Genomic DNA, 11,456 nt, shown 5'->3' with positions numbered 1-11,456 from the left:
GAAAACAGAATGAAGTGCGGAATAGGAATGTGCGGCCGCTGCAATATTGGAAAAGAGCTTGTTTGTAAGGACGGCCCTGTTTTTACTCTGGAGCAGATTAACAAGACTCCAAGAGAGTACTAAAATCGGTACGGGTCTTTCATAGGCCCGGTTGTCTTTTAGCATAAGCATTATTGGGTCATATTTCTTGCGAAAATTTAAAGGGCTTTTAGTTGTTTTGCTATTCTATGGGAATTTGGCTATTGACAATATAGTTGCATTTGGTTATTAAGATTAGCAAGTTGGTATTTTAAATAGTTTTTTTATTCAGGAAAAAAGGGCAAAAGCCTAAAATAGAGAATTATAAACATATTTACAGGAGGAAGTGATGGCAGAAGTTGAATTTAATGGACATACATTTATTGTTGATGAAGACGGCTTTCTTGACGATTTCAACAACTATAATCCAGATTGGGTTGAGCACGTTAAAAAAGAAGAAGGTATTGCAGAATTAACAGACGAGCACTGGAAAGTAATCGAAGTTCTTCAGGACTACTACAAGAAGAATGGTATTGCTCCAATGGTACGTGTTCTTTCAAAACTTACTGGTTTTAAACTTAAGTATATTTACGAGCTGTTTCCATCAGGACCAGGAAAAGGAGCTTGTAAAATGGCTGGACTTCCAAAGCCGACAGGTTGTGTATAATAGTTTTTTAAGTTATCACAATAAAGTTAGAAAGAGCCTTGTCCTAGTGACAGGGCTTTTTTTTACCTTTAATGCAAAGGGTTGTGATTGTGGAAAAAATGCTTTTAAAAGTTAATTCTGAAGAATCAAATCAATTTATTGATATAACAGCTGGTGTTTCAGAGGCTGTCAGGGAGGCAGGTGTAAAAAACGGTTTTTGCCATATTTTTGTGCCTCACACAACTGCTGGTGTAACAATAAATGAAAATGCAGATCCCAATGTTGAATATGATATAATTCAGATACTTAATAGGCTTGTTCCAAACGATCCTGCTTATAGACATATGGAAGGTAATTCAGACGCTCACGCAAAGTCGTCACTTATTGGCGCAAGTCAGGTTGTTGCAATAAATAACGGTAGGCTTGCACTTGGAACCTGGCAGGCAATTTTTTTCTGCGAGTTTGATGGGCCAAGAACCAGAAAAGTTTGGATAAACATTTTAAATGCAGACTGATGGGAATGGATGAGACAGACAGATTGATAATTAACTCAATTCAGTCTGATTTTCCTATTTCAAAAAGGCCTTATAGAGAAATAGGAAAAAAACTTGGACTGGATGAAGAAGAAGTTATCAAAAGAATACAAAGTTTAAGAAAAAGCGATATAATAAGAAGAATCGGGGGTAATTTTTTTCCAGATAAACTTGGATTTGTTTCAACTCTTTGTGCTGCTGAAGTAAGTGAAGATAAAATTGATGTTTTTTCTAAAACAGTCAATTCTTACCATGGGGTAACTCATAATTATATAAGAAACAACAGATTTAATGTGTGGTTTACTTTTATAGCCCAATCAATGGAGGAAATTGAAAAAAAACTTCAGGAAATAACAGATAAAACAGGAGTTGATAAAATACTTAATCTCCCGGCTACAGATGTTTTTAAAATTAGAGCAAAATTTAAGGTATGAAGCAGAAATTAAAACTGGGGGCAGTATTATCAGTATTTGAACCTGGTGAAATTTTGGAAAATTTTGAGAAGACAAAGGTTTTTATTCAAAAAGCTGCTAAGGCCCAATGCGATCTTCTTGTTTTTCCTGAACTTAATTTGACAGGTTATGTTACTGGTAAAACAGTTTGTAAAACTGCAGTTCAATCTGATTTTTATTTGATAAAAGAGCTTGAATTTTTATCGTTGGATTATAGAATCTCTTTTTTATGCGGATTTGCTGAAAAAAAAGAAGGCAAGGTGTTTGCCAGTCATGGTTTTTTCAGTAATGGAAAGCTAAAAGGAGTTTATAGAAAAATTCAACCGGGTCCGCCAGAGCTTTCACACCTTACTCCGGGAAATGATTTTCCGGTTTTTGATTTTTTAGGTTGGAAGTTTGGAATTCAGCTTTGTTTTGATGCTCATTTTCCTGAAATTTCAACCATAATGGCAAAAAAAGGTGCTGAGCTTTTAATAATGCCCCATGCATCTCCCAGGGGTACTCCAGGTGAAAAGTTTGAGTCCTGGAAAAGACATCTTCTTGCAAGAGCTTATGATAATGGTGTTTATGTAATCCCTGTAAATCAATCTGGTCTAAATAAAAACAATCTTTATTTCCCCGGAGTTTCCTTCCTTGTTTCCCCTTCTGGTAAAGTTGAAGATGTTTGCCTTGAAGATAAAGAATCTATTGCTTATTTTAAGGCGGATAAATTAAAAATACATGAAGTTAAAAGTCATAGAATGAGATATTTTTTCCAATATAGACGTGGAAAGTTTTATAAAGAAAATTTATAATTATTTTTTAAAATCAGTTTTTTATTTTCTTGTGGAAGATTTAGAAGAATAAATATTTGGTAGGTAGTAATAATACCGGATTGGTTTTTTGCTAAAGAGAATAGTTTGTCCTGGAAACATCTGTAATTTTGAATAAATTAATCTTACTATAAAATAACATTGATACTTTTATATAAATAAAATTTGTTTTTCAAAAATCCCGTAATTTTAAAAATTACGGGATTTTTTTTTGGAATTAGTTTAACATGGGAAGTGTTGTTATTTTGTGAGAACAATGTTATTTGGTGAGTGGTTTTTAGCTGGATTTGTGAAAAATTAACAAAATGAATACCTGGCTGATTGCAGAAAGCCAGGGTTTATTTCAGTTTTGGAAACTTTAAGTTCAATCTCAAGAGTATTAGAAAATAAAAATATTAAATTTCAGATCTTAGGGTAAAATAAAAAAGATTTCAGCTTAATCCTTTTAAAATGTTTGCCAAAACTAGGTTTATATTGGCTTAGTATTCTTTAAAGACTCGACTTATAAGTATTATAAAATGACTAATATATTATTTCCCAAGGAGGAGTTATGAAGAAAAAAGATTCACTTGCTTTTAAGTTCATGGTTGGAGGTCTTATTATTGTACTTCTGCCAATAATCATTCTTGGTTATTTTTCTGTAAATAAATCTACAGAGGCAATTACTGAAATATCAAAAAATCAAGCTGAAGGAATTGCAAATGATCTAGCATCCATGACTAGAAATGCTGTTGAAGCAGAAATGATAGTTGCAAAGATCCTGGCTGATAAAAATCTTGTTATCAGGACTTTTGATTCAAAAGATAAAGGAAATACCTCAGAGCTTGATAAGGTTTTAAAGGTTTTAAATGATAATCTTTTTTTGACTATCAGAGCTATGGGAGAAAAATATGAAGGAATTTTCCTGGCTGATTCTAAAGGTGAGGTTTTTTTTGGTGTGCAAAGTTCTGGAGAACTTTATGGGGTGTATGACGTTTCGGACAGGGGATATTTTAAACAAGCTTTGAATACGGGTGAAATTTCAATGGGAGAGCTTATACGTTCAAGAGTTTCATCTGAAGTTGTAGGTGTTGTGGCTGTTCCTGTAAAAAATGACAATGGTAAAATTTTAGGTGCATTGTGCCTAACAATCAGGGTGAATTATTTTGCAAAATTAATTTCAGGCAGAAAAATAGGTGAAACAGGTTATGGGTATATGACTAATAAAAATGGTCTTGTTCTTTCTCATCCTGTGGAAAAACATATATTAACCCTTAATATGAACCAGCTTGATGAAATGGAAGAGTTTAGAAAAAAAATGCTTTCAGGAAGTGCTGGGGCTGATGGATATGTTTTTTACGGAGTGGATAAAATTGCAGGATATGCTCCTGTTGGAGTTAATGATTGGTATATTGCAACTACCCAGGATTCAGATGAATTCCTTTCAGCTCCCAGGCTGATAAGAAATTCTATTTTAATTTTGGGCTTAATTGCCTCTATAATTGCAATCTTTTTAATTTTAATTGCTTCCAAGTCAATTGTAAACCCTGTAAACAAGGCAGTTAAGGGGCTTAAAGATATTGCAGAAGGTGAAGGTGACTTAACCATGCGTCTTGAAGTAAGAACCAGGGATGAGATAGGAGAGTTGTGCAATTGGTTTAATGTTTTTATGGGGAAAATGCAGGAAATGATTAAGGAGATAGGCCAAAATTCCAATGAAGTTGCAAATTCCTCAACTGAATTGTCTGCTGTTTCTTCGGAAATGACCGAGGCGGCAAAAAAAGTTTCTTCAAAAGGAATGGATGTATCAGCCGCAGCAGAAGAAATGACTGCAAATACAAATGATGTTGCCGCTGCAATGGAGGAGACATCAACAAATGTAAATATGGTCGCTTCAGCTGCAGAAGAAATGAATTCTACAATAAGTGAAATAGCCCAGAGTACTGAAAGGGCAAGTGAAATTGCACGTGATGCTGTTGAAAAGTCTGAAAATGCATCCTCTCGAATGGAAGAACTTGGCAAAGCTGCCCAGTCAATTGGTGAGGTAACAGAAGTAATCACAGATATTTCCCAACAAACCAATCTTTTGTCTCTTAATGCAACAATAGAAGCGGCAAGAGCAGGGGAAGCAGGAAAAGGATTTGCAGTTGTTGCAAATGAAATTAAGGAACTTTCAATTCAAACAGCAAGAGCAACCCTTGATATTAGAGAAAAAATTGAAGAGGTTCAAAGCTCTGTTAATTTAAGTGTTGAAGATATAAGTGAAATTAAAAAGGTAATTGGAGACGTGGATGACATTGTTTCAACAATTGCAGCAGCAGTAGAAGAGCAGTCTTCTGCAACAATTGAAATTACCAGAAATATAAGTGAAGCTTCCGAGGCTGTAGTAGATGTTAATAAGCGGATAAATGAGAGTGCCCATGTATCAAATCAAATTGCTTCGGATATTGCCATGGTAAGTGATGAAACAGATGAAATTTCAGCTGGAATAAGCCAGATAAAAACAAGCTCCGAGCTTTTAAGTAAAATGTCAGGCCAGCTAAATGCTATTGTAGGTAGATTTAAAGTCTAGTTTAGTTTTTGTAATACTGGTAATGACAGGTCTTAAATAATAGAATCCCCACCAAAACTTTAGTCTTGGAGGGGATTTTTTATTTCATAAAATGATAATCACTCTCAAAATATGAAACCCTCAATTTAGATTTGACCTGATTGACTTTAAAATGTACTGATGATATTTATTGTTAGTCTAAATGAGACTGTTATTTGTTTAATAATTATTCAGTTAAAATTGGGACGAATACTGCATTCTTTTTTAGCCTCATTCTCGCTTAAGCTCCGAGACAGGAGATAAAAAACTATTTCCTGAAATCGGTTCAGAAAAAATGCAGCATCCGTTTTTTTCAGCAAACTGGATTTTTTTTAGTTTTTTAGCTGAATAGTTACTTTGTTTTTTGATTAAAAACTAAAATTTTTTGTTCAGCAGCTATCCATCTTAATTTCAGGGAGTTTATTGTTTGACTGACTTAACATCCGGAGAAAAAATGATTAATGATGCGTGTCTCAGTTTGTGTTCAAATCCCCAAATTATAGAAAAAGTCAAATCAAAACTAAAAGACACTGAAGATCTTTTTTCACTTGCTGAGCTTTTTAAAGTATTGGGAGATCCCACAAGAATAAAAATTCTTGATGCATTATCAAATTCAGAACTTTGTGTATGCGATATAGCAGAAATTATGGAAATGGGCTCTTCTGCTGTTTCTCATCAGCTGAGAGTCTTAAGAGCTGCAAAAATAGTTAAATTCAGGCGAAATGGTAAAAATGTCATTTATAGTCTTGATGATGACCATGTTAGTTTTCTTATTAAAACCGGTCTTGAACATGTTCAGGAATAATTTGTTTTATTTAGCATCGTACCTAAAATAGTCTTTTTATTCATTGTGACATGAGATTTAGAGTTTAATTCTAATATCAACTAATCCTCTCCATATATATGATGTAGCATCTTCAAAGCTTTTTTATTGTAAAGGTTTTGAGGTAAGATATTGTATCTGCATCATTTGCTTACATCATCTCAGTAAAAAGAAACCTTGAAGTAAATATTTCTTGTATGCGGTAATTTTTAAAATATTTAAATTCAAAATTAAGTTTTTAAATTAAGAATCATTAAAAAAAGCATATTTTTTATTGAAGTTGTCTTTTTTTTTGTTTATATATGAATAAGTGTTCAAATGATAATACATAGGTGGGTTATGAATTTAATTGTGGATATTATAAAAGAATTTTTTTATTTTTTAATGGAAGCTTCGCCATATATGCTTCTTGGTTTTTTTGTTGCTGGACTTTTAAAGGCTTTTCTTCCGGATGATTTGGTAAAAAAACATATTGGATCAGGCAAAAAATCGGGTATTTTAAAAGCCTCTGCATTTGGAATTCCAATACCTCTTTGCAGCTGTGGTGTAGTTCCGGCGGCTGCAGGAATAAGAAAACAGGGAGGAGGGAAAGGCTCTGTTGTGTCTTTTTTAGTGTCAACCCCTGAAACAGGAGTTGACTCAATTGCAATAACCTATGCTCTCCTTGGCCCTGTCATGGCTGTAATTAGACCTGTTGCTGCGTTTTTTTCAGCATTGGTAACAGGATTTCTTGTTCATTTTTTAGGTAACAACAAAGATGATCTAACAGAAGAGACGATAACTCAGACAACTTGCAGCAGTGGGTGTTGTAGTTCTTTGGACCATGAAAAGAAAAATTCTTTTGTTTTAAACCACCCCCATGAAATTTTTTCTTTAAACAATAAAAAAGGCCCTGATTCCTTATCTTTAAAATTTAAAAAAGGAATGAAGTTTGCTTTTATTGATCTGATTTCTGATATTTCATTATGGTTTATAATTGGAGTTTTTTTTGCAGCAATTATTGCAGTATTTATTACTCCTGAAATGGTTGCAGCTGTTTCAGATAAAAACAGATTTTTGGTAATGGGGGCCATGCTTGGAGTTTCTGTTCCTTTATATGTGTGTGCGTCTTCCTCAACACCTGTTGCAGCAGCTTTTTTAATGACCGGAGTATCTCCCGGGGCAGCAATGATTTTTTTACTTGCAGGGCCTGCTACCAATGCAGCATCATTTAGTATGGTTAGTAAAATAATAGGAAAAAGATCAGCCATTATTTATTTGTTGGGAATAATAGTGACATCTGTTATTGCCGGGATCGTAACTGATTGGATTTATTTTAACTGGTCGTTTCAAATATTGCCTTCTTCAGTTGAAATAATTTCAGAACCAGGTTTTTATATCAAGTTGATTTCAACAATGATTTTATCTTTTTTGATTATTTATCCGTTTATTAAAAAAATTAGATTCAGATAAGGCCTGATTACTCAGCTAAAAAACTGAAAAAAAGTCTGATGAAAGTATGGACAGTATAAGTTTTGTGAAAACACCTTTCAGGAGATATTTTTTTATCTCCTGCATTAAAGTTAAAGCTAGAATCAGACTTAGAAAGAATGTAGCAGTACCTCCAGATTAAACACAACAATTACTACAAAGTTTTAAATGATAATTGAATAATAACATCGCTTAAATTCTGAGATTAAATGTATCAATTTGATTTGAAATCTTAAGGTGTTTTAATATTTCTATTTTTTTATGTAAACTAAGTTTACATAAAAATTTATATTGATTTTAGGTAGATAGACAATGTATTATATATATAAATCATTTTTTTAATTTTCATGTGAGCAAACCATAAGTTACTACTTTTTACTTAAAAAAGGAGGGCATTATGAATTTAGAGCATCATGAAAGAAATGAAAGAAAAAAAGTGTGTTTTAGAAATGAGCAGGGTGGTTATTTTGTTTACGATGAAAGGGATAAAAGGAGGATGAATTTCCATGAGTCTTTTTCTTACAAGAGAAAACCCGACGGTGAGGCATATAAAGCAAAAGTTTTTGATGTTTCAAATCATGGGATGAGTTTTATTTCGGATTATCCCTTTGTAAGAGGAACTACACTTTATTTATCCAACGGCGATAAAAATGCCGAAAGTTATGAAAAAGGAAGTGTTGTGTGGGCAAAGTTTTATCAGCCTTTTTCTTCAAGATATCCAAGATATAGAATAGGAGTTGAATTTGAGTAATTTTTTTTTAAAAATCGAACAAGGTCAATAAAAGGCTTTGTTCGATTTAATTTATACTCCAGGGTAAAAGAAAAAATAAGCATCAGTTCTGTAATGAAACCAAAATCCCGGTTTTTAGCTGAAGCCAATACTTATAATTTTGTAACTATTCAGCTAAAAATAATAAAAAAAACAGTATTGAATAAATAATGCAGCGTTCGTTCCAATTTAAACTGAATAATTAAACTTTTTTAAAAAAAGACTGCTTCCTTTGTTGATTTATATTTTGATTGAGACAAAGCAGTTTTTGCATGTTCAAAAAGAGCAAGAGGATCTTTTTCATTGGCAAGACAGGCTATTCCTGAATTTATGGTTATTTTAAATTTTTTATCTTTAATTTTGTATGTTTTTTTGCTTGTCTTATCAGTTAATCTTTCTAACAGGGAAACTGTCCCGTACTCATCTGTTGAAGGAAGAAGAAAGCTGAATTCATTTTTTGATGTTTGTTCAAAAAAATCTCCTGCTGGCCTGATTTCTTGTTTGCAGGTCTTTTGAAAATCTTTTGAAATAAAATCTGCTGTTTTTTCTCCAAGTCTATTAATTATCATATCAAACTTATTGATTTTTATTATAAGAACAGACAATTCTGTTGAATATCTTTTGCTCCTTAAAAATTCTTCTTCAAGCTTTTCAAAAAAACCATTTGACTGGCTATTGGTTTCTTTTTTTTCCTCATTGTAATTTAAAAGCTCATTTTCTTTGGATTTTTGTTCCATTTTATATTTTAAAACATTGTTTCTAAGCTTGTTCTTTTTGATTTCAAGGAAATATGCTTTTCTTTTTAATTGAGAAATTTTGAGGTAAGAAAAAAAACCTCCAAGATTGGCAATCAAAAGAATAATTGAGATGACAATAAGGTAGGTTATTTCCATTTTATTGTAATAGTAATTACCAGATACAAATAGTACTGAAGTTAAAATACATCCCAGGGTTATATAAAAAACTTTGAAATTATAAAAAAAATAAAAAAGGAAAATTAAAAGTATAAGAATAGAAAAAGTTATAGTGATTGTTTCTGATTTTATAATGGTTTCTCCAGTAAGATATAGGCCTGAGCTGACAATGAACACAAATGTGATAAGAGAAGAAGATTTTATAAGTGACTGAGTCAGATTAAATAGGATTAGAAAAATTCCTGTGAGAAAAACCATGGATTTTAAGGCCAGAAGAATAGTTAAATCATTTGTAAAATTAAATAGAATAATTTTTTTAGTATCAATAGAAAAAGAACCAATAATAATTAAAAGAGTTATCAAAATCACAGGTTTGATCTGTTCTGGCCAGGTTTCAGACATGAAGTTATTCTCAAGCTTTTTATTTATAAATTCACCGTTGCTGCCAATAATTTTATCTTTCAAGATATATTTGCTCCGTAAAAAATTGGGTTTAACTTCTATTGACCAGGGGGTAAAATCCTGCCTTTTGCCAAGGCAGGATTTTTATAAATAAACAATATTTTCAGAAGTAAGCTATTATACTTTAATTAATTAAAATATCAAACTCTGGTGTTGATGAAAAATCAGTTTTTAAATGGAGGGATTTTTGAAAGAAGTTCTTTTATTTCTCCATCAATTTTAAGAGCCTTGCCTTCTGTTCCAGCAATAACAAAAGTAACTTCAGCATCTGCAACAACCTGATTTGTCTTTTTATTTACAACCTGCTGCCTGAATGCCGCACTTTTATTTCCAAACCTGAGCATCCCTGACTTGACCACTACTATATCATCTATTTTTGCCTGGCCTAAATATGAAATGTTTATGTTTACCACATAAAACAAATATTGCCCTGTTGCAAATTCACTTCCAGAAAGATAGTCCTCAAAAAGCTGCCATCTTCCTTCTTCAAGAAATTCAAGGTATCTGGCATTGTTTACATGGTTGTAAAAATCTGTGTGGTATCCTCTAATTTTAATTTCCGGTTCCATTTTTCTCCTTAACTAAGATAAATATTTTAGAGGAACTTAAGAGAAAAACTAGGTTTGGTCAAATGAAAATATTAAAGTTTTTTTGTGAAAAAACTTTATAATTGAAGAAGATTAAGGTTTTCACTTATGGTTACAGGAAAATTTGATTTAGAATCTATTTCTTTATATTGGCAGGGGAGCTTTTTAAAATTTAACTTAAAATTATTTCTTGAATGCTCAACTCCTTTTAATTTTTCAATAAGCTTTCCATTTTTTAATTTGAGTTTTAAAATCTTTGAGGCATTTTCAAAGTTTTCATTCCTTGTTCCTATTATATCTTTTGTCATAAATAAATTTTCATCAAAAAATCTGTATACTTGTTTGGTTCCTGCAAGGGTTTGTTTGTTTTTACTAAGCTTTTTTACATTTCTTCCATCAAACCTGCAAAGTTTGAATACTGTGTTATGGTATGGAGAGTCGCTTGAAACTCCCATTGAAGTTCCAACTCCAAAGGCATCAATTTGAGCTTTGCTTTCAATTGTTTTTTTGATTTTATATTCATCAAATCCTCCTGAGGCAAAAATTTTTACATAGGAAAGATTGTTTTTATCAAGAATTTTTCTTACTTCTTTGCTCAGCTTTGCCATGTCACCGCTGTCAAGCCTTACCCCAACCAGCTTTTTGCCTTCTGATTCCATGATTTTTGCTATTTTAACAGCAGTTTTTGCACCTTTTATTGTGTCATAACTGTCTATAAGTAAAACGCTGTGATCAGGAAATGTTTTTGAAAATGCATAAAAGGAATCTTTTTCATTTTCAAAGGCAGTTACAAATGAATGGGCCATTGTTCCGGTAACAGGAATTGAATAAAGTTTTGAGGCAAGCACATTACTTGTGCCCGTAAATCCTGCAAGATATGAAGATCTGGCAGTTTTAATCCCTGCATCAATTCCCTGGGTTCTTCTTGAGGCAAAGTCTGAAATAGGGATGTTTTTTGAACTGAAAATGCATCTTGCCGCTTTAGTGGCGATCATTGATTCAAAATTTATTGCATTTACAACCATTGTTTCAAGAAGTTGGGCTTCCATTATGGGAGCTGTGATTTCCATTACAGGCTCGTTTCCAAAAAATATTTCCCCTTCGTCCATGGAAATAATTTCTCCGGTAAATTTGTAGTTTTTAAGCCAGTCAAGAAAATCATCTTCAAACATTTCCATAGATTTTAAAAAATCAATTTCTTCTTCAGAAAATTTTAAGTTTAAAATCCAGTTTAAAACAGTTTCAAGGCCTGAAAAAACAAAAAAATTTCTTTTTTCATCGAGCCTTAAAGAAACAGAAAAAACAGCCTCTTTGTTCATTTTGTTTTTAAAATAGCCGGCCATCATGGTGAGTTCGTAAAAATCTGTGAAAAGAGGGGAGATGGAATTTTTTAAAATCATT

The 11,456-nt window shown here is 32.3% G+C and carries 12 protein-coding genes; 9 read left to right on the top strand and 3 right to left on the bottom strand.

Annotated features, from left to right (window positions below; all coding sequences use genetic code 11):
• The 9 genes from RBR53_10865 to RBR53_10825 form a co-directional block, all read left to right on the top strand.
• Positions 1 to 123 (top strand): heterodisulfide reductase subunit F (locus RBR53_10865; GenBank protein ID MDY0133155.1); only part of this gene is annotated, 123 nt, incomplete at its 5' end.
• 244 nt (positions 124 to 367) lie between these two features.
• Entirely contained in the window at positions 368 to 685 is a 318-nt protein-coding gene (locus RBR53_10860; protein MDY0133154.1) for a TusE/DsrC/DsvC family sulfur relay protein, read from the top strand.
• 98 nt (positions 686 to 783) lie between these two features.
• Positions 784 to 1,179, top strand: a complete 396-nt coding sequence (locus RBR53_10855; GenBank protein MDY0133153.1) for a secondary thiamine-phosphate synthase enzyme YjbQ — start codon at positions 784 to 786, stop codon at positions 1,177 to 1,179.
• A complete protein-coding gene (locus tag RBR53_10850) occupies positions 1,179 to 1,631 on the top strand; it encodes an AsnC family transcriptional regulator (GenBank protein ID MDY0133152.1) in 453 nt (150 codons plus the stop codon). The genes RBR53_10855 and RBR53_10850 overlap by 1 nt, the downstream gene beginning before the upstream one ends.
• 53 nt (positions 1,632 to 1,684) lie before the next feature.
• A complete protein-coding gene (locus RBR53_10845) occupies positions 1,685 to 2,443 on the top strand; it encodes a nitrilase-related carbon-nitrogen hydrolase (GenBank protein ID MDY0133151.1) in 759 nt (252 codons plus the stop codon).
• 568 nt (positions 2,444 to 3,011) lie between these two features.
• Positions 3,012 to 5,012 carry a methyl-accepting chemotaxis protein gene (locus RBR53_10840; protein ID MDY0133150.1) on the top strand — a complete coding sequence of 667 codons (2,001 nt, stop codon included), beginning with the start codon at positions 3,012 to 3,014 and terminating at the stop codon, positions 5,010 to 5,012.
• Positions 5,013 to 5,484: 472 nt separating this feature from the next.
• Positions 5,485 to 5,835 (top strand): metalloregulator ArsR/SmtB family transcription factor, encoded by a 351-nt coding sequence (locus RBR53_10835; GenBank protein MDY0133149.1) that lies wholly within the window; start codon positions 5,485 to 5,487, stop codon positions 5,833 to 5,835.
• Between the two features lie 357 nt (positions 5,836 to 6,192).
• Complete coding sequence (locus RBR53_10830) at positions 6,193 to 7,305, top strand: SO_0444 family Cu/Zn efflux transporter (GenBank protein MDY0133148.1); 1,113 nt, start codon at positions 6,193 to 6,195, stop codon at positions 7,303 to 7,305.
• Between the two features lie 415 nt (positions 7,306 to 7,720).
• Positions 7,721 to 8,074: a PilZ domain-containing protein gene (locus RBR53_10825; protein MDY0133147.1), complete on the top strand. Its 354-nt coding sequence runs from the start codon at positions 7,721 to 7,723 to the stop codon at positions 8,072 to 8,074.
• Positions 8,075 to 8,304: 230 nt separating this feature from the next.
• Here RBR53_10825 and RBR53_10820 read toward each other — a convergent pair whose 3' ends face one another.
• The 3 genes from RBR53_10820 to RBR53_10810 form a co-directional block, all read right to left on the bottom strand.
• Positions 8,305 to 9,471, bottom strand: coding sequence for a diguanylate cyclase (locus RBR53_10820; GenBank protein ID MDY0133146.1), 1,167 nt, complete (start codon positions 9,469 to 9,471; stop codon positions 8,305 to 8,307).
• 161 nt (positions 9,472 to 9,632) lie between these two features.
• Positions 9,633 to 10,037: a thioesterase family protein gene (locus RBR53_10815; protein MDY0133145.1), complete on the bottom strand. Its 405-nt coding sequence runs from the start codon at positions 10,035 to 10,037 to the stop codon at positions 9,633 to 9,635.
• A 95-nt stretch (positions 10,038 to 10,132) separates the two neighbouring features.
• Positions 10,133 to 11,455, bottom strand: coding sequence for a nicotinate phosphoribosyltransferase (locus tag RBR53_10810; protein MDY0133144.1), 1,323 nt, complete (start codon positions 11,453 to 11,455; stop codon positions 10,133 to 10,135).
• Position 11,456 lies beyond the last annotated feature (1 nt).

The sequence above is a fragment of the Desulforegulaceae bacterium genome, from assembly GCA_034006035.1.
GTDB lineage: Bacteria > Desulfobacterota > Desulfobacteria > Desulfobacterales > JACKCP01 > JACKCP01.
This window is presented reverse-complemented; position numbering and strand designations above follow the sequence as displayed.

Bases quoted from the DNA above. Each gene is read 5' to 3' on its own strand.
- RBR53_10810 (MDY0133144.1), bottom strand. From the start codon at position 11,455: ATGATTTTAAAAAATTCCATCTCCCCTCTTTTCACAGATTTTTACGAA.
- RBR53_10860 (MDY0133154.1), top strand. From the start codon at position 368: ATGGCAGAAGTTGAATTTAATGGACATACATTTATTGTTGATGAAGAC.
- RBR53_10840 (MDY0133150.1), top strand. From the start codon at position 3,012: ATGAAGAAAAAAGATTCACTTGCTTTTAAGTTCATGGTTGGAGGTCTT.
- RBR53_10825 (MDY0133147.1), top strand. From the start codon at position 7,721: ATGAATTTAGAGCATCATGAAAGAAATGAAAGAAAAAAAGTGTGTTTT.
- RBR53_10835 (MDY0133149.1), top strand. From the start codon at position 5,485: ATGATTAATGATGCGTGTCTCAGTTTGTGTTCAAATCCCCAAATTATA.
- RBR53_10830 (MDY0133148.1), top strand. From the start codon at position 6,193: ATGAATTTAATTGTGGATATTATAAAAGAATTTTTTTATTTTTTAATG.
- RBR53_10855 (MDY0133153.1), top strand. From the start codon at position 784: ATGCTTTTAAAAGTTAATTCTGAAGAATCAAATCAATTTATTGATATA.
- RBR53_10815 (MDY0133145.1), bottom strand. From the start codon at position 10,037: ATGGAACCGGAAATTAAAATTAGAGGATACCACACAGATTTTTACAAC.
- RBR53_10850 (MDY0133152.1), top strand. From the start codon at position 1,179: ATGGGAATGGATGAGACAGACAGATTGATAATTAACTCAATTCAGTCT.